The sequence below is a fragment of the Corynebacterium sp. c3Ub_189 genome (genome assembly GCF_039907195.1).
Lineage (GTDB): Bacteria > Actinomycetota > Actinomycetes > Mycobacteriales > Mycobacteriaceae > Corynebacterium.
Map to the genome: position 1 here is coordinate 113,599 of NZ_JASBOF010000004.1, position 18,391 is coordinate 131,989.

General features: G+C 60.8%; 16 protein-coding genes. 7 read left to right on the forward strand and 9 right to left on the reverse strand.

Going from position 1 to position 18,391, the window contains the following annotated elements:
* Nucleotides 1-44: 44 nt before the first annotated feature.
* Nucleotides 45-1,241: a UDP-galactopyranose mutase gene (glf, locus tag QKD99_RS03325; protein ID WP_347950704.1), complete on the reverse strand. Its 1,197-nt coding sequence runs from the start codon at nt 1,239-1,241 to the stop codon at nt 45-47.
* Nucleotides 1,242-1,387: 146 nt separating this feature from the next.
* Here glf and QKD99_RS03330 point away from each other — a divergent pair, with 146 nt between their 5' ends.
* Nucleotides 1,388-3,286, forward strand: a complete 1,899-nt coding sequence (locus QKD99_RS03330; RefSeq protein WP_347950705.1) for an N-acetylmuramoyl-L-alanine amidase — start codon at nt 1,388-1,390, stop codon at nt 3,284-3,286.
* Here the strand turns inward: QKD99_RS03330 and QKD99_RS03335 are convergent.
* From QKD99_RS03335 to serS, 6 genes are all read right to left on the reverse strand, one after another.
* Entirely contained in the window at nt 3,283-4,113 is an 831-nt protein-coding gene (locus QKD99_RS03335; RefSeq protein WP_347950706.1) for an HAD family hydrolase, read from the reverse strand. The two genes, QKD99_RS03330 and QKD99_RS03335, sit on opposite strands and share 4 nt — an antisense overlap.
* A 22-nt stretch (nt 4,114-4,135) precedes the next feature.
* The gene (glpK, locus tag QKD99_RS03340) at nt 4,136-5,683 is read right to left on the reverse strand and encodes a glycerol kinase GlpK (RefSeq protein ID WP_347950707.1); all 1,548 of its coding nucleotides are present in this window, start codon (nt 5,681-5,683) and stop codon (nt 4,136-4,138) included.
* Nucleotides 5,684-5,711: 28 nt separating this feature from the next.
* On the reverse strand, nt 5,712-6,449 hold the full coding sequence (locus QKD99_RS03345; protein ID WP_005325393.1) for an MIP/aquaporin family protein: 738 nt from the start codon (nt 6,447-6,449) through the stop codon (nt 5,712-5,714).
* A gap of 3 nt (nt 6,450-6,452) precedes the next feature.
* On the reverse strand, nt 6,453-8,177 hold the full coding sequence (locus QKD99_RS03350; RefSeq protein ID WP_347950708.1) for a glycerol-3-phosphate dehydrogenase/oxidase: 1,725 nt from the start codon (nt 8,175-8,177) through the stop codon (nt 6,453-6,455).
* A 298-nt stretch (nt 8,178-8,475) separates the two neighbouring features.
* The gene (locus QKD99_RS03355) at nt 8,476-10,011 is read right to left on the reverse strand and encodes a lysophospholipid acyltransferase family protein (RefSeq protein WP_347950709.1); all 1,536 of its coding nucleotides are present in this window, start codon (nt 10,009-10,011) and stop codon (nt 8,476-8,478) included.
* 101 nt (nt 10,012-10,112) lie between these two features.
* Nucleotides 10,113-11,369, reverse strand: coding sequence for a serine--tRNA ligase (gene serS / locus QKD99_RS03360; protein ID WP_049359893.1), 1,257 nt, complete (start codon nt 11,367-11,369; stop codon nt 10,113-10,115).
* A gap of 65 nt (nt 11,370-11,434) precedes the next feature.
* On the opposite strand from serS, the gene QKD99_RS03365 reads away from it, so the two are divergent.
* From QKD99_RS03365 to QKD99_RS03375, 3 genes are read left to right on the forward strand one after another with little or no spacing between them, the layout of a single operon-like run.
* On the forward strand, nt 11,435-12,184 hold the full coding sequence (locus QKD99_RS03365; RefSeq protein ID WP_284766601.1) for a GntR family transcriptional regulator: 750 nt from the start codon (nt 11,435-11,437) through the stop codon (nt 12,182-12,184).
* A 36-nt stretch (nt 12,185-12,220) separates the two neighbouring features.
* Nucleotides 12,221-13,294 carry a septum formation family protein gene (locus QKD99_RS03370; RefSeq protein ID WP_284766600.1) on the forward strand — a complete coding sequence of 358 codons (1,074 nt, stop codon included), beginning with the start codon at nt 12,221-12,223 and terminating at the stop codon, nt 13,292-13,294.
* Nucleotides 13,294-13,641 carry a metallopeptidase family protein gene (locus QKD99_RS03375; protein ID WP_005325385.1) on the forward strand — a complete coding sequence of 116 codons (348 nt, stop codon included), beginning with the start codon at nt 13,294-13,296 and terminating at the stop codon, nt 13,639-13,641. Before QKD99_RS03370 ends, QKD99_RS03375 begins: the two co-directional genes overlap by 1 nt.
* Here QKD99_RS03375 and QKD99_RS03380 read toward each other — a convergent pair.
* Nucleotides 13,638-14,291 (reverse strand): histidine phosphatase family protein, encoded by a 654-nt coding sequence (locus QKD99_RS03380; protein ID WP_347950710.1) that lies wholly within the window; start codon nt 14,289-14,291, stop codon nt 13,638-13,640. The genes QKD99_RS03375 and QKD99_RS03380 overlap by 4 nt on opposite strands.
* A 9-nt stretch (nt 14,292-14,300) precedes the next feature.
* The gene (pheA, locus tag QKD99_RS03385) at nt 14,301-15,197 is read right to left on the reverse strand and encodes a prephenate dehydratase (protein WP_284766598.1); all 897 of its coding nucleotides are present in this window, start codon (nt 15,195-15,197) and stop codon (nt 14,301-14,303) included.
* 33 nt (nt 15,198-15,230) lie between these two features.
* Here pheA and QKD99_RS03390 point away from each other — a divergent pair, with 33 nt between their 5' ends.
* The 3 genes from QKD99_RS03390 to QKD99_RS03400 all read left to right on the forward strand — a co-directional run bounded on the left by QKD99_RS03390 (nt 15,231) and on the right by QKD99_RS03400 (nt 18,363).
* On the forward strand, nt 15,231-16,367 hold the full coding sequence (locus QKD99_RS03390) for an amidase (RefSeq protein WP_347950711.1): 1,137 nt from the start codon (nt 15,231-15,233) through the stop codon (nt 16,365-16,367).
* Complete coding sequence (locus QKD99_RS03395; RefSeq protein WP_347950712.1) at nt 16,364-17,062, forward strand: CPBP family intramembrane glutamic endopeptidase; 699 nt, start codon at nt 16,364-16,366, stop codon at nt 17,060-17,062. The genes QKD99_RS03390 and QKD99_RS03395 overlap by 4 nt, the downstream gene beginning before the upstream one ends.
* Nucleotides 17,063-17,124: 62 nt before the next feature.
* Nucleotides 17,125-18,363 carry an LCP family protein gene (locus QKD99_RS03400; RefSeq protein WP_347950713.1) on the forward strand — a complete coding sequence of 413 codons (1,239 nt, stop codon included), beginning with the start codon at nt 17,125-17,127 and terminating at the stop codon, nt 18,361-18,363.
* Nucleotides 18,364-18,391: the final 28 nt, after the last annotated feature.

The following is an 18,391-nucleotide window of genomic DNA, read 5'->3' on the forward strand; positions in this document are numbered from 1 at the left end:
GGGTGGTGTGTTGAGTGTTAAGCGTTCTGTTGACGGATTTCGGCTTAGTGGCCGCGCTCCTGCTCAAGCGCCTTACCCTCGTTCCAGAACGGAGCCAGCTTGTTGTCGAACAAGCTCAGCGCTGAGGCAATGGCCATGTGCATATCCAGGTACTGGTAGGTACCCAAGCGGCCACCGAAAAGAACGTTGTTCTCGCGTGCCTCGGCGGCAGCGCGGCGTCGATAAGCCTCCAGCTTGGTGCGGTCCTCTGGGGTATTAATCGGGTAATACGGCTCATCGCCTTTGTCGGCGAAGCGCGAGTATTCCTTCATAATGACCGTCTTGTCCTTCGGGTACTTATCCTTGCGCTCCGGGTGGAAGTGACGGAACTCATGGATGCGGGTGTAGTCCACGTCCGCATCGTTGTAGTTCATCACCGGGGTGCCCTGGAAGTCGCCGGTATCCAGCACCTCCAGATCGAAGTCGAGGGTGCGCCAACCCAGCTCGCCCTCGGCAAAATCAAAGTAGCGATCCAGTGGGCCGGTGTAGACCACGGGCGCATCTGGGGACTCGGCACGCAGCTCTTCGCGCACTTCAAACCAGTCGGTATCGAGGCGGACCTCGATATTGTCATGATCAGCCATGTTTTCTAGCCATGCCGCGTAGCCGTCGACCGGCAGGCCCTCATAGGTGTCGTTGAAGTAGCGGTTATTGAAGGTATAGCGCACCGGCAGGCGGGTGATATTCGCGGCCGGCAGCTCCTTCGGATCGGTCTGCCACTGCTTTGCGGTGTAATCGCGGATGAAGGCCTCATACAGCGGGCGGCCGATGAGCGAGATGGCCTTTTCCTCTAGGTTTTGCGCCTCTTCCGGAGAGAATTCGCCGGCCTGATCCTTAATGAGCTGGCGGGCCTCATCCGGGGAGTAGTAGCGACCGAAGAACTGGTTGATAAGACCCAGGCCCATCGGGAATTGGTAGGCGGTGCCATCGTGCATGGCAAAGACGCGGTGCTGGTAGTCGGTGAAATCGGTGAACTTATTGCAGTAATCCCACACGCGCTTATTAGAGGTGTGGAAGAGGTGCGCGCCGTACTTGTGCACCTCGATTCCGGTGGTGGGTTCGGCCTCGGAGTAGGCATTGCCGCCGAGGTGATTGCGGCGCTCCACAATGAGCACCTTCTTATTCAGCTGACTAGCGGCACGCTCGGCAACCGTTAGACCAAAAAATCCAGAGCCAACAACGATGAGGTCATAAGAAGTCATGGCCTCCACTTTATTGCACTACGGCAGCTGACACGGTGCATCGGCGTGTCGCAACAGATTTCACAGAAGTCACAAACGTACCATCACTATCAACTCTTAACTTTTGGCAACGGTTTTTACAGCTGCACAACCCCAGGGAGATAACAGTGCAACAACGACGTCGACTAGTACCCACCAGGTCAAAATGGTCCACCCCCGTCATCGCGGCGGTCACTTCCATCGCGCTCGCCGTGACGGCCGCATTCGGCGGACAGCAAGTTCTCAAGACCCAAGACTCCGGCAACGGCGGTCCCATTGAGGTCAAAAATTCCTCCTCTAGCTTCAGTGACGGCGAATCCATCGTCGTCGATGACCCCGCCGTAGCCGCGCAGGGCGAAGGCGAAGGCCGCCGCGCGGTCAAGCAATTCCACCGCGACGATACCTTCAACATGTTCGCCATCACGTGGGAAGGCAAGCGCGATGTCAACTCCTTTGTGCGCTCCAAGCAGCAGGACGGCTCCTGGAGCGAGTGGCTGCCCATGGATGCAATGAATTACACCGAGGGCAAGAACGGCACCGAACTCATCTTCGTGGGCGATACCAACGATGTGCAGGTTTCTATGGCCAACGTTGACCTCGTGACCGGTTCCAACCTCGACAAGAAGGAAGACTCCCTCCTGGACAAGGCCGCCAAGGGCGCTGATGCCAACCGCCCCGCGCCGCTTGCGTACAACGTCGGCGATATCTCCCCCGTGGCCGATGAGCGCACCCAGGTTGCGGATCTCGACGCCGTGTTTATCGACGGCAACGCCCAAGAAGGCGAAGCCATCGAGCCCACCGCAGAAACCGCGGGCATGCCCAAGGTAGTCACCCGCGCCGGCTGGGGAGCAGACGAATCTAAGCGCTGCCAGCAGCCAACCTACGACGATGGCATCAAGGCCATGACCCTGCACCACACCGCGGGTAGCAATAACTACACCCGCGCGCAGGCGGCGGCACAGGTACGCGGTGCCTACGACTACCATGCGCAGACCCTGGGCTGGTGCGATATCGGCTACAACGTACTGGTAGATAAGTTCGGTACCATCTATGAAGGCCGCTACGGCGGCTTGGACAAGGCCGTACAAGGTGCCCACGTGGGTGGCTTCAACTCCAATAACTGGGGCATTTCCACGATTGGCAACTACGAGCAGGCTGAGCCTTCCCGTGAGATGCTCAACTCCGTGGCCGAGATTGCTGGCTGGAAGGCCGCTATTTCTGGCATCGATCCAATGGGCAAGGCCAGCTTGTACTCCGGCGGATTCAACGGCTCCAAGTTCCCTGCGGGAACCATGGCCACCGTGCCGGCGTTCGCGGGCCATAATGATTTTCACTACACGGCCTGCCCAGGCCAATACACCACGCGTCATTGGGATGAAATCCGTAAGAACACCAAGCGCAAGGCGGATTCCATCAAGTCCGGTAAAAACAGTACGGATCTGAACTGGCAAAAGTCTCCCAAGCCCAATGCCCCCAAGACCCCGCAGCAGGCGGGCGAAGAAATCACGTCCTCGCTGGGCGACGTCGAGGTACCGGTCTCCACTATCTCCGCCCTGGCCGGCATCGCTGCCGCCGTCTTCGGCGTGCTCATCGCCAATGACCGCCTGCAGAAGCCTGATACCGATCAGAAGGTGGCGGGCAACTTGACCACCGGCGATATCCCGGAGATTGTCAATAAGGTTGTCCAGGTCTCCAGCAACGAAGGCCTGAAGGAATCGTGGACCTCCGTTCTCAACGCTTTCGGCCCAGTCCTAGGCCTAGCAGTCGGCGGCCCGGATACTACCGACGGCGGCAAGATCCTTTACCAGCTCTTCCAAAATGGCGTGGTGCTCTCCTCCAAGGAGTCCGGCACCAAAGCGCTCACGGGTGAGATTGCCAAGAAGTGGTCCGAGGGCGATAATGCCTCCAAGCTCGGCCTGCCTCTCTCCAACGAGGAAAAGAATGGCAAGGAAATCCGCGTGAAGTTCCAGGGTGGCGAGATTGTCTACAACACCGAAACGGAAAAGGTAGACATCTTCACCGACTAGAACCAGCGCTCTAGCACCTTAGCGACGCCCGCCTGGTGGTTAGCCACGGTGACCGCATCCGCGGCCGCCTTAACCTCCGGGTGGGCGTTTTCCATGGCCACTCCGCAGCCGGCCCACGTCAGCATCTCGATATCGTTGGGCATATCCCCAAAGGCAATAGTCTCCTGCTGGGCGACGCCGGTATGCTGCGCCAGCCATTCCACCCCGCGGCGCTTGGTGACCTTCGGTGCGGCAACTTCCAACATGCCCTCATTAATCGAGTAGGTCACATGGGCCAATTCTGGATCAATGTGCGGGGAAATAAGGTCGTAGAGTTCCGGCGCGGAATAATCGGTATTGCGGATGAGGAATTTTACCGCCGGCTGCCCTACAAGTTCGCCCATGCTGACCACGCCAAAGCCCTCAAACAGGGCGTTTTCGGAGTAGTGCCGCTCGACTACGAAGAGGTCCTCGACGGCGTCGGCAAGCGAGCCCCCAGCCCGCTCCGCGCCAAAGCCCACGGTGCCCAGTACGGTCTGGGCCACGTCCACCACTTCCGCCAACGCGGCGGGCGAAAGCTCATGGGCGGACATCACCCGATCCTCCGCGGAGTCATACAACACAGCGCCGTTCGAGGTCACGCATACCGGCCGCGCGGGCAGCTGCTCCAGCACCGGGGCAATCCAGCGGAACGGACGGCCGGTAGAAAGCGCAAAATAGGCACCCTGTTGGACCGCCCGCGCCACTGCGTCACGGTTGCGACGCGGGACACGGTGGTTGCGGTCCAGCAGGGTGCCGTCAATATCGCTCGCGATGAGGCGAGGAGCGCGGGAAGGGAAATTCTCCATACCCGCGAGTTTACGTCAGGACTTAGATGTTCAGGTCCTCGTCCTCATTATCCTCCCAGTCCAAGGAACGTTTAATAGCGCGCTTCCAGTCACGGTAGAGGGCCTCTACCTCTTCCTTCTCGCGCTTCGGCTTAAACACCTTCATGTCTCCTTCCTGGTTACCCAAAACGCTCAGGTCATCCCAGAAGCCATTGTCCAAGCCTGCCGCGAAGGCCGCGCCGGTGGCGGTGGTCTCGATATTCTTCGGGCGGTGTACTTCCACGCCGAGGATATCGGACTGGAACTGCATCAGCAGTTCATTCATGGTCATGCCACCATCCACGCGCAGCTCGGTAATCTCCACGCCGGAGTCCGCCACCATAGCGTCGGCAACATCGCGCGTCTGGTACGCGGTGGATTCGAGCACGGCGCGAGCCAAGTGCTTGCGGTTAGCAAAGCGGGTCAGGCCCACGATGACGCCGCGAGCATCCGGGCGCCAGTACGGAGCGAAGAGTCCGGAGAAGGCCGGCACGATATAAACGCCGCCGTTGTCCTTAACTTCGCGCGCGAGGTTTTCGATGGACGCAGCGTTGGGGATGATCTGCAGGTTATCGCGCAGCCACTGCACCAGGGAACCGCCCATGGATACAGAACCCTCGAGGGCATACACGGGGCGCTCGCCCTCGCGCTGGAAGCAGACGGTGGTCAGCAGGCCGTTCTCAGAGAACTTTGGGGTAGTGCCCGTGTTCAGCAGGAGGAACAGGCCGGTTCCGTAGGTATTCTTCGCAGAGCCAGCGCGGAAGCAGCCTTGGCCAAACATCGCAGACTGCTGGTCACCCAGGATGGCGCGGATAGGCACACCGGAAAGCGAACCGCGCTCACGCACGGTACGGAAATCGCCCAGGGACGGGCGAATCTCCGGCAGCATGGACATCGGGATGCCCATTTCCTTACACAATTCCTCATCCCACTCCAGCTTTTCGATGTCCATCAGCAAGGTGCGGGAAGCGTTGGTGACGTCGGTGGCGTGCAGCGCTTCGCGGCCGGCATCGCCCTCGGCGCCGCCGGTGAGGTTCCACAGCAGCCAGCTATCAATGGTGCCGAAGAGCAAGTCGCCTGCCTCAGCACGCTCGCGGGCACCTTCGACGTTATCGAGGATCCACTTCACCTTCGGTCCCGCCGGGTAGGAGTTGATGATCAGACCGGTGCGGCGGCGCCACTTTTCTGGTCCTTCCTCACCCGAGAGTTCCTTACAGATGGCGGTGGTACGGGTATCTTGCCAGACAATGGCGTTGTAGACCGGCTTACCGGTGTGCTTATCCCACACCACGGTGGTCTCACGCTGGTTGGTGATACCTACCGAGTCAATGTCTTCCACGGTGATGTCGCCATTGGCAAGAGCCTCACCGACGGCGCGACGGGTATTGCTCCAGATTTCTTCCGGATCGTGTTCTACCCAGCCTTTTTCCGGGAAGATCTGCTCGTGCTCGAGCTGGCCAACGGCAACCTGCTCGCCGTTGTGGTCAAAGATGATGCAGCGCGTCGACGTGGTTCCCTGGTCGATAGCGGCGACGTATTTCTTGTTAGTCATGTGTCTAGTCTCCTATGCGAAGATGGAATTAGAGCGCAACGGACAGCAGGCCAACGGCCACGGCCGCGACCAATGGGGCCACGATGGGGACCCAAGCATAGCCCCAGTTCGCGCTGCCTTTGTCCTGGATGGGCAAGATGAATGCATAAGCAATTCGCGGGCCCAGGTCACGGACCGGATTGATGGCATAACCCGTAGGGGTACCAAGGGAAAGGCCAACCGCCACCACAACGAAAGCAACAGCAAAGTAGCTCATTGGGCCAAGCTCGCCGCCGGTGGGGCCGAAGGCGATGAACATCAACAGCACGCAGGTGGCGATGAACTCCGTTACCGCATTCCAGCCGTTCTTAGGATGTGCCGGCTTGGTAAAAAAGATACCGTTCGTGTCCTTATTGGCGCCGGTGACATTTCCGGCGTCGTCGTAATTATTGGCGTCGAAAAGCTGCTTGAAGGCAGCCCACGCCAGGATGGCGCCGAGGATAGCGCCGAGGATCTGGCCCAGGAAGTAGTACGGAACCAGGGACCACTCGAGCGAGCCATTGACGGCCAACATTACGGTGACGGCGGGGTTAAGGTGCCCGCCCGTGGGATCGGCCACGCTCGCGCCGACGAAAACCGCCATACCCCAGCCCAGGGCAATAACTATCCAATCGGAGCCGCGTGCGCCAGAGGTGCGCAGGTTTACCAGCGCACATACGCCGTTGCCTAGAAGGAGAAGCAACGCAGTGCCGATAAACTCCCACAGGAATGCATCAAATCCGGTCATAACTTATACCTCGTTTTGGGTGGGTCGGGCGGATCCTGCGCGCACCAAAATGTCATTGGCTTCGCGGTCAGTTACCGCAGCTTCTGCTTCAAGTTCGGCCTGCGTATGGGCCTTGAATTGGGATACCTCGCGCTCCTTGTCGGCGTCGCTCCAGCCCAGCAGCGGTGCCACAAAATCAGCAATGGCCGGGGCGGCGTTCACACCGCGGTCGCCGAACTCGATGGCGATGCGCAGGCGGCGGGACAGGATGTCTTCCAAGTGCAATGCACCCTCGTGGGTGACGGCGTAGCGGACCTCGGCCCACAGGTAGGACTCGGCACCAGGAACTGGCTCGAGCAAGGAGGCGTCCTCAGCTGCCGGTGCCAAAACCTCACCCAGCAGGGAGCCATAGCGGCCGAGCAGGTGCTCAATGAACTTCTCGCTCAGGTTGTAGCGACGAGCCAAGGATGGGACCTGGTTGGCCAAGGCGTGGTAGCCGGCGGCGCCCAGGATCGGGGTTTGCTCGGTGATAGACTCCGGGACCTTGGTATCCAGCTCCTCCACTGCCAGGTCCACGGCATCCTTACCGATGACGCGGTACGTGGTGTACTTACCGCCGGCAACAGAAACCATGCCTGGGGCCACGCGTGCAACCGCGTGGTTACGGGAAAGGTTGGTGGTGGAATCGGACTTGCCGGACAACAGCGGGCGCAGACCGGAGTAGACGCCCACGATGTCATCGCGGGTGATCTTGCGGCGCACGCGCTGGTTAACCTGATCCAAGATGTAGTCGATATCGGACTTGGTTGGTGCCGGATCTGGCAAGGAGAGGCCCTTTTCCCAATCGGTATCGGTGGTACCGATAATCCAGTACTCGCCCCACGGGATAACGAAGAGAACGGACTTTTCGGTAACGAAGCACAGGGCTGCCTCTGCATCGAGCGCATCCTTGGGCACGACGATGTGCACGCCCTTGGAGGCGTGAACGGTGAACTTGCCATCCACGCCGGCCATCTCTTGAATCTTGTCATTCCACACACCGGTGGCGTTGATAAAGACCTTGCCGCGCACGGTGGTCTCGCGGCCGGTGGCGGTATCGCGTACCTTGGCGCCTACGATGCGGCCGCCGCGGTCCTTGTCAAAGCCAATGACCTCGGTATTGGTACGTACATCGGCACCGTACTCTGCGGCGGTACGCAGCACGGTCATGGTGTGGCGGGCGTCATCAACCAAAGTGTCGTAGTAGCGCACGCCGCCCACAATGGCATCGTCCTTCAGACCCGGGGTCACCTTCAGCACGCCCTTGCGGGTAAGGTGCTTCTGCATTGGCACGCTCTTCGAGCCACCCATGAGGTCATAAAGAGTAAAGCCACCGAACATCATCACGCGCTCCCATACGTGGTGGGTCAGCGGGAAGATAAACTTCAGCGGCTTCACCAGGTGGGGTGCCAGGGTGGACATGTTCAGCTCGCGCTCCTTGAGGGACTCTGCCACCAGGCGGAAGTCAAACATGGCCAGGTAGCGCAGGCCACCGTGGAACATCTTGGAAGAACGGGAAGAGGTACCTGCGGCGAAGTCGCGCGCCTCAATGACGGCGGTCTTGAGGCCACGGGTAGCGGCGTCCGCTGCCGCACCGGCGCCTACGGAACCGCCACCGATGATGACTACGTCGTATTCCTTATCCGCGTACCCATTCCATAGATTTTCAAAGTATTCGGGGTTAAAGGATTGGTTGCTTTGCTGGGTCATTGCTGACCGCATCTCCTTCCTTGGTGCTAGCATGTGCCTGCGCCATAAATCCATGAATGAGATGGCAAAAGCACAGCTAAAAGCAGTTAAATTGTGGTTTCGGTGGAAAGATTCGCACCGCGACTGCAGAGACTTTATCTCCTGAAATCTATGTTAGGGGTCACGGACGTGAGTTACACATGTGGTTACTCACACGTAAGTTTCAGGCCCGTAAGCAGTCAGTTTTCCTAAAATACTTAGACATTCAAAAAGAAAAAACACCCCCTCGCGGGGGTGTAAAGCGGACGGAAAGCCCGCGCTATTTCTGCGCTAACCGCGCCATTGCTTCAAGCACTTCGGACATTCCGGCTTTCTCGGCAGAATAAGTGACCGCCTGGGCACCCTTAACCACCTCAATAGGGGCAGTTTCCAAAGCCACTACCGACATCCAGTCGAGGAAATCCTCATCCCCTTGCTCGTTAGCAAAGACCAAAACTTCTTCCGGCTTAGCTTGCAGATCCTCGAGGATGCACTCCACGCCTTGTACCGCGGTCGCGGCAGTGACGGACAGTGCAGCGGTATCGAGACGCGGCTGCACAGCACCCTCATCAAGGACAACGCTCCACACGGCTTGCGGAACTTCCACCTCACCGGCGGGTGATATCACAATCAGGACTTCGGCTGCCGGGTAGATATCTGCCAAAGCCTTGTGCAATCGCGGAGTCAGCGCGCCATCTTCCCAATTCAGCGCGCTGCTCTGCGCCACCACCACGCGGGGTATGGAAGAGAATTGCGCCTTCACGCGGTGCGGCAAGCGCGAGACGATAAGCCGGGATTGGGTAGCTGCCGCCAAAAGGCCTTGCTCTGCTACGGAACCGGCCCATATCTCCTTGCTGCTGGCCGCGATGGACGCTTGGGTTTGCGCGACCTCCGACTTCAGCTGCGCCATGACATCCGCGACCTTATCGCGACCTTCATCCAAGCCGCGGGTTGCCTCTTCTACCACGGCGTTGAGGTTGTTCTTGATCCACTCCAGGGTCTCCGGAGCGGTACGCGCCTTATTCTTTGGCTCCTCCCCGTCTTTTCCCTTGGCGGCGGCCATGTGGTTGCGCACCAAGTCAACCGTAGTAACGGAGACGCGTTCTTTGAGGCCCACTAGATCGTCGCGCAGTCGGCGTACGCGGTGGCGTTCGGTTTCCACTTCAGCATCGCGGGCTTCTGCCTCTTCAAGGGTAGGGGCCCCTCCACCTTTACGGGCGGGCACCCAGTATTCACCGGCAGGCATGGGTCCAAATTCGGCTTCGTACTGCTCCCATAGCCCTTCCAACGCCTCTTGCATGCGGCGTCGAATCTCCGCGGTATCAGCCTCCGCATCGCCGGTGGGATAGTACGGTTCGAGGGCGGTAATAAAGACAGGGGTCTTGGTCCGTCCCAGGTTCTTTTTGTGCCCCTTGGTCCACAGGCGCTGCGAACCAAAAATGACCTGTGGGATTACTGGCACCCCCGCCTCATAGGCAATGCGGGAGGCGCCACTTTTCATGCTGCGGATTTCAAAGCTGCGGGAAATTGTGCCTTCAGAAAACACGCCCACGAGCTCGCCGTCCTTGGCCAGCTGTACCGCCTGGAGGAAGGAGGCGCTGCCATCGATACGGTCAACGGGCACGTGGTGCATGGCCTTTAACAACGGACCCGCCACCGGTGCTTTAAAGATTCCAGCCTTAGCCAGGAAGCGCACCAGACGCTTCTTGCGATAGGCCAAAAAGGCGCCGAAAAGGAAATCCATGTAGCCGGTGTGGTTGCAGACCAACACCGCGCCGCCCTGATCGGGGATATTTTCTTCCCCCGAAAGGCGCATTTTTAATCCCTGTGCCAGAGTCACCCCCCTGCCAATGTGGGTGATCTGGCGGTACAGGAAATTCGTCGCAGCGTTCATAACTCTCCAGGACGACGGCGGACTTACTGCGGGGTCAGGACATCCTTGCCCACGAAGGGGCGCAGGGCCTCAGGGACAACGACGGAGCCGTCGGCCTGCTGGTGGTTTTCCAGAATGGCTACGAGCCAGCGGGTAGTCGCCAGCGTGCCGTTCAGGGTAGCTGCGGTCTGGGTCTTGCCGTTCTCGTCGCGGTAGCGAGTGGACAGGCGGCGCGCCTGGAAGGTGGTGCAGTTCGAAGTGGAGGTTAGCTCACGGTAGGTGCCTTGGGTAGGAACCCAAGCCTCATTGTCGAACTTGCGGGCCGCCGAAGAACCGAGGTCGCCACCGGCAATATCGATGGTACGGTAGGGCAGTTCCATGGCTGCAAGCATGTCCTTTTCCATGGACAGAAGGCGCTGGTGCATTTCTTCCGCGTCCTCCGGCTTGCAGTAGACAAACATCTCCAGCTTGTCGAATTGGTGGACGCGCAGGATGCCGCGAGTGTCCTTACCGTGGGAGCCAGCCTCACGGCGGAAGCAGGAGGACCAGCCAGCGTACTGCAGCGGGCCATTGGAGAGGTCGATGATCTCATCCTTGTGGTAACCGGCAAGGGCCACCTCAGAGGTACCGACGAGGTACATATCATCGGCCGGCAGGTAATAAACCTCATCGGAGTGCTGGCCCAAGAAACCGGTGCCGGACATAATGTCTGGGCGAACCAGGACTGGCGGGATCATCAGCTTGAAGCCAGCTTCGCGTGCCTTCTGCGCCGCGAGCATCAGCATTCCCAGCTGCAGGAAGGCACCATCGCCGGTGAGGTAGTAAAAACGAGCGCCGCCTACCTTAGCGCCGCGCTTGACGTCAATGAGGCCGAGGGACTCGCCCAACTCAAGGTGGTCCTTTGGCTCGAAGTCGAACTCAGGAATCTGGCCTACTTCTTCTACCACTACGAAGTCATCTTCGCCGCCGGCCGGGGCACCTTCGACCACATTATCGAGCTTGTACTGCAGCTCTTCCACCTTGGCCTCAGCGGCAGACTGTGCCTCTTCCGCCTCCTTGACCTTGGCCTTCAGCTCATTGGAGCCCTCCAGCAGTGCCGGACGCTCCTCTGGGGAGGCTTGGCCAATCTTCTTGCCAAAAGCCTTCTGTTCAGAGCGCAGTTCGTCGGCCTTTTGGATAGCAGCGCGGCGCTGCTCATCAGCTTCCAAGAGCTGGTCTACGAGGGAGGGATCCTCACCTCGGTTCACCTGGGAAGCACGGACAACGTCGGGGTTTTCGCGGAGTAGCTTGAGATCAATCACGAATGTAAGTTTAGCGTATTGACAACATCTTGCGGTGGTAATAACCAGCGAATTATGATGGCTTTATGTCCGCCGTTCAGCTCCCCGCCCGCACAATTACGGACGGTTCCGTTCCAAAACACACCCAATTGCACGATATCCTCGAAGAATTGTGCCGCACGACCCTCAAACCCGGCGATATCCTGCCTGGCGAGAGGCTTCTTGAAGAAACCTATGGCGTGTCACGGATCACGGTACGCCGCGCCATCGGAGATCTTGTCGCGGCCGGAAAATTGCGGCGCGTCCGCGGAAAGGGCACCTTCGTAGCGCCCAATCCCCTTGTCTCCCGGCTCCACCTAGCCTCATTCTCGGATGAGATGGGCGCACAAGACGTCACCGCCTCCTCCAAAATCCTTACCAGCGGCCGCAGCAGCGCCCCGGAGGATGCCGCCCTCTTTTTTGATACGCCCGCCCAGACCGAACATATTCACCTGCGCCGCCTGCGCTTAGGCGATGGCGAGCCCTACTCCATTGATGACGGCTGGTATAACTCCACGTATGCGCCCAGCCTGCTAGAAAATGACACCTACAATTCGGTCTACGCCATTCTCGACTCCGTCTTTGACGTACCCATCACCGATGCGGATCAAACGGTCTCGGCGATTTCAGCCAATGCGGACACTGCTCCGCTTCTCGACGTCCCCGTGGGCACCCCACTGCTGCACATCGTGCGCTACTCCCGCTCGGGCGATAGGCCGGTGGAGTGGTGTTCCTCCGTCTACCGCACCGACCGCTACCGCCTGACTACCCGGGTGGCTAGGGAGAACAGTATCTAGCCAGCACCCTGCTTAACAGGTAAGATTAAGGGCCTTATGAAGAAATCACCTGCGTGGCGTTCCGCTGTGGCCGTCCAGATTGTCTTGATTGCGGCAATCGCGGCGGCCGTTTTCATGGGCATCTATGGCGTTATCAGCTCCCACAAATCTGGTGGCGACGATACTACCGCCGCCCAGCAGCACAATAGCGGGGATACTTCAGAAACCGCCGCTCCTAAACCGGAGCCTTTCACCGCTGCGGCCGCCGGCGCTTGCTTGACGTGGGACATCGCCCAGGATGGCTCCGCCACTGGGTTCAAGGAAGTGCCGTGCTCGGAACAGCACCGCTTCGAGGTTTCCAAGACCGAAGACCTAAGCATCTACCCCACTAGCGAATTCGGCCCTGATGCCACCCGCCCAGCGCTAACCCGCCAACACCAATTGCGCGATGAGCTGTGCGAATCCGCCACTGTGGGCTACCTGCACGGTAAGTGGGATCCGAATGGTAAGTACGATGTGGCGTCCATTCTGCCGCCGCAGTCCGCCTGGGATCGCGGCGACCGCACCTTGCTGTGCGGCCTGCAAACCACCGATGATCACGGCGTACCGCAGCTTACCGTCGGCAACGTCGAGGCCTCCGAGCAGGCAAACCTCGCCAAGCCGGGCGAGTGCTTAGCCATCGATGACAAGCAGGTTCCGCACGTCGTTGACTGCGCTAAGCCCCACCAAATGGAGACCGTTTCCGTCATTGATGTGGGCAAGCAGTTCCCCGACGGCTACCCGGATGGCAAGGATATGGACAAGTTCTTATCCGATACGTGTACCGCCGCCACCGAGGACTACCTTGGCGGCGAGGAGCAGCTCTACCAGTCCACGCTGCAACCATTCTGGGGCTCTATCACCGAGGCCTCGTGGAACGGCGGCACCAAGTCCGTCAATTGCTCCCTTGTGCATGCCCGCAAAGGCGGCGGTTTCTCTGCCATCACCGGTTCCGCTACCGGTGGACGCCAGGCGCTGACTATCGACGGCCAACCGCCGGAGGAACGCCCTGAGCGCAATCCACTGCGTGAGGACAAGGACAAGAGCCCGGCACCCGAGTCTGCCGCCCCCGCCCCGGCCCCAGCGCCCTAATGGTCGAGGTATCAGAAGAGCGCTTCGATGAGATGGTCAACGAGGCGCTGGATCAAGTCCCCGAGGAATTCGTGCGCCGCATGCGCAACCTCGTCATTTTGGTCGAAGATGAAAATCCCGATAACCCTATGCTGCTAGGGCTCTACGAGGGCGTAGCACTGCCCCGCCGCACCTTCGATCACACCGGTTTCCTGCCCGATGCGATCTTCATTTACCGCAACACGCTGCAACGCTGGTCCGGCAGCGAAGAGGAATTAGCAGAGCAGGTGAAGGTCACCGTATTCCACGAACTCGGCCATTACTTTGGCCTCGAGGAAGAGGAGCTGCACCGCTTGGGCTGGGGCTAGAGCTCCGTATCCGCCCACCGGGTCAACGTCCACTCACCAAAATCCTTGCCGCGCGGTTCTATCACCATAAAGCGACAATTGGCCAGGTAGCCGGTATAGGCAAAGTCGGAGTCAACACCCGTGGCATGTTTGGTGACCACGCGGATGGCGGCGCCGTGGCTGACAAGGATGACATCGTGGTCGTCGGCAAGCTGCTCCGCAATGCCTTCCAGCACCGGCTGGTAGCGCGCCAGCACATCATCCAAGGTCTCGCCGCCTTCCATCCCGGCGCCGCGCTCGCCATCGCACCAGCCACGCATGGCCACCATGTGCGACCTATGGGCATCCTCGCTGCCGTCCATCTCCCAGTCACCGGCGAAAATTTCGTGCACGCCGGCGATTACGTCAACGCGCTGGGAAAATTCCGGCATTCCGCGCTCCTGCTCAAAGGCGCGTGCCGCCAGCATCGCGGTCTGCTGAGCGCGCAGGGCAATGGAGCATTTAAATTCCACCTCGCGCTCGCCCACCAACTGCGCAAGTTCCTGGCCTACCTCCGTGGCTTGGTCACGCCCGCGCTCGGTAAGCTCCGCTCCGGGCGGACGGGTATCGAGGAAGCGGGAAATATTGGAATAGGTCTGGCCGTGGCGCAGCAGGATAATTCTTCCGGGCATGCTTCTAGATTATTGGCCCCTGCGTGCCCGCGCTACCCAATCATCCGCCGCCGCCAGATCGCGCGGTGGCTTGCCCGCCGGGGTTGCCGCCGGCCAGGAGCCAAGGAAAAGCAAGTCCTCTGCCCGCAACCACAAGGCCCGCAGTGCCTCCGCCACCGGCTGATCGTCAATGTGCCCAATGAGGTCCACATAAAACCGGTACGTACCAAAGGACTCCCGCGTCGGCCGCGACTCAATCCGGGACAGGTCCACCCCGCGGTGCGCAAAGTCCTGCAACGCCCCCACCAGGCTGCCTGGCTCATTTGGCAGGGTGAAGATGACGCTGGTGCGGTCCTGGCCAGTCCTTGCAGTGGGTTTTCCCGGACGCCCCACCAGGACAAAGCGCGTTGCGGCACCCTCGACATCTGCCACGCCCTGGGCGATGGTCTCCAACCCAAAGATCTCGGCGGCCCGCGCCGGAGCTGCGGCCGCATCCGCTTCCCCACGGGCTACAGCCTCAGCCGCGGCGGCATTGGAACTGGCCGGCACGAACTCTACCTCCGGCAAATTGTCTTTTACCCAACCGCGGATTTGCTGGAATGCCACCGGGTGGGTGCTCAGCCGCGCAATGTCACCCGCGCCCTGCCGGGTCATGATGCTAAAAGCCACGGGGACATCCACCTCGCGGTAAATCTGCACCGGTTCGGCTTCAACGAGCGCATCAAAGGTAGTGGTGACAGCGCCATCGACGGAATTTTCAATGGCTACGCAGGCGTACTCGGCGTGCCCGGCGCGCACGGCGGCCACGGCCTCCGAAGGCGAGCCAACCGGCATGGTCTCTACCTGCGGCAGGTGCGCGGCAAACTTATGCACAGCCGCTTCCGTAAAGGTGCCGGCCGGACCGAGGAAGGCGATGGTGGTAGTCATGCACGTCACCTTAGCCCACTAGACTGGTGCCCCATGGACTTTTCCGTAGAACAACTCCGCGCGGATCTGCACGGCCTTGTCCCCGAGGAGCACGGTTTCACCTACCTGGATGTAGACCGCGAGCCCTCCGGTCGAGGCCGGCTGAGCGGCTGGGTCCTCTCCGCTAAGGATCTCTGCGATGTCCGCGGCATGCCCACTACCTTGGGAAATGTCGATCGCACTTACTACCCCGAGCGCAGCGATGCCTTTATCGAGGCCTTGGAGAAGCAGGGGGCGCGCATCATCGGGAAGTCCTCCACCCCGGAGTTGGGTCTGCGCGTGGATACGGAGCCGGTGGGCCTGCCCCATCCCGATAACCCCCTCTATCCCGGCTGCACTCCGGGTGGTTCCTCGGGCGGAGCGGCGGTACAGGTCGCGCGGGGGTTGCTGCGCGCGGCGCACGCCAGCGATGGCGGCGGTTCCATCCGAGTGCCGGCCGCGGCCTGCGGCGTGGTGGGCTTTAAACCGGCAGGTGATGAACTGGGCGTGCAGGGCTTTATCACCCGGACCGTGGCCGATAATGCCTTTCTGCATGGCCACCGCATGATCACCCCGCGCGCCCGCATCGGCCTGCTCGTAGAGCCGCTGTTTTGCGATGCCAACGTCGATGCCCACCACCTGCGCGCCGCCCGCGAGGCCGCCCAACGCCTACAGGCAGCCGGCTTCACCGTGGTGCCCATTTCCCCGTATCCGCAGGCCCGAGCTACCTTTGCGCATTTCCGCACGACCTTTACCTCCCGCCTGGCGGGGCTTAACCCGGCGGCGGGCTATGCGGAGTGGATTGCTAAGCAGGGCCGGCGCGTGAGCGCCTCTGAGCTGGCCGCGGCGCGGGCGCATGTCCGGCAGCTACCTGGCTTGCTGGCCCAAGAGTGGGGAGTCGATGCCATCCTCACCCCAATGCTGACCACGGACCCGCCGCGTATTGGTTCTTTCCTGTCCCTGCCCCATGCGGAGAATTTCGCGGCCCAGACCCGGTGGTCTCCGTGGGGTTCCCTCTTCAACATGGCCCGCCTGCCAGCCATTTCCGTGCCATGGGCCGTTCCCAATCACCCGCCGGTGGGCGTGCACCTGGGAGGCATTACGCTTTCCGACGCCGCCCTGCTCGGCCTCGCCCACATCCTCCACCCATGACCAAGTCCTTACGCGCCGAGCTGCTCATCGTCCTCACCCTCACTTTCGGCATTTCCGGGGTGCGGGCGGTGTTGAACCTCATCAATTCCCTGGCCGCACCGCAGCGGCTCGACGAGCAATCGGTCACGCTCAATTCCAGCCAATCCTCCCTTGTCTGGGTGGATATGGGACTGCAGCTGTGCTCGGCCGCCGTGCTCTTTTCCTATGGAGCCTTAGCGCTTTTCCTGCTGGCCAAGGACCGCATAGTGCCCCGTGCCCACCGCGCCCGCGACTGGCTAGAAGGCGCAGGGCTTGCCGCCCTCATTGGCATCCCGGGGCTCGCCCTGTATGTCGCGGCGGTGCACTTGGGGTGGAGCAAGGAGGTCATCCCCGGCGACTTCGCCAATGCTTGGGTGGAAATTCCCGTTTCCCTCCTCAAGGCCGCTGCCAACGCCTTCGCGGAGGAAACCGTGGTGGTGATGTGGCTTATGACGCGCTTGCGCCAGGCCCGCTGGTCGCTGCCAGCAGCGCTGGCCGCAAGCTCCATTCTCCGCGGTTCTTACCACCTCTACCAGGGCGTTTCCGCTGGCTTTGGCAATATCATCATGGGTTTAATTTACGGCTATTACTACCACCGCACGGGGCGGGTATGGCCTTTGGTCATAGCGCATTTTCTTATCGACGCCGTCGCTTTCGTGGGTTATTCCTTCCTGTGAAAATGCCCGTAGGGGACGTCGCGAAGCAGGCGTTGCTCCCTGCTCCTTGTAAGGTATAGCGCATGACTGAATCAGGACGAGATCCGCATCGGGAGGCCCGCCGCGCCGGCGACGACTCCTCCACTGAATTCGTCCTTGGGGCCGATGGACGTCCCCTCAAGGATCGATACGGCCGCCCCATTCGACGCCGTTCCTCCGCCCGCCCGGCACCGCGGCGCGTGGAACCCGAGCAACAATCCTTCCGCGCTCCGCAGCCACAGCAACAGCCCCCGCGCCGCACTCCGCCCCCAACGCCGAGCCGCTACCCCAGCCAGTACCGCGCGCAGCAGCGCCCGCCTCGTCGTACCGAGCCGCGCCCGGCGCCCCGGCAGCGCCCGCACAGCCGCCGCAAGAAGGTCAATCCGGCCAAGCGCGCCCTCGGGTGCGTTGGCTTGGCGCTCGTTGTCCTACTGGTATTCAATCTCGTCTTCATGTTCTGGACCGATGCCCGCCTCACCCGCGTGGAGGCGCTGCCAGAAGAACAAGTGTCTAATACCGCCGGCACCAATTGGTTGCTCGTCGGCTCCGATTCCCGCCAGGGACTCAGCGAGGAACAGCAGGCGGAGCTCGGCACCGGTGGTGATGTGGGCGAGGGCCGCACCGATACCATCATGTTGCTGCACATCCCCCGCACCGGCAAGGCCAAGCTCGTTTCCATCCCACGCGATAGCTACGTGGAAGTCCCCGGTTTTGGCATGGACAAGATCAATGCCGCCTTTACCTACGGTGGACCACAGCTCCTTACCCAAACCGTCGAAGGCACGACCGGTCTGCGCATCGACCACTATGCCGAGATCGGCATGGGCGGCCTAGCCAATGTGGTCGACTCCGTGGGTGGGGTAGACGTATGCGTGAAGGAACCCATCAATGACCCGCTGGCCGGCATTGATCTCCAAGATGGCTGCCAGAAGCTCAAGGGCCGCGACGCCCTCGGGTACGTGCGCACCCGCGCCACCGCCATGGGTGACCTTGACCGCGTGCAGCGACAGCGCGAATTCTTCTCCGCATTGCTGGATAAGGTTGCTTCCCCAGCCACCCTGATTAACCCATTCCGCGCCTTCTCCTTGGTCAACCACACTGCCTCCTCGTTCATCGTGGACGAGGGCGACCACGTCTGGCACCTCGCCCGCGTGGCACTGGCCATGGGCTCCGGTGTAGACACCGAGACCGTCCCCATCGGCGGTTTCCAAGATACCGAGGTGGGCAACGTCGTCCTCTGGGACGATGAAGCAGCCGCCGGGTTGTGGGATTCTTTCAAATAGCGATCAAAAAATGGCCCTTCCTCTACCG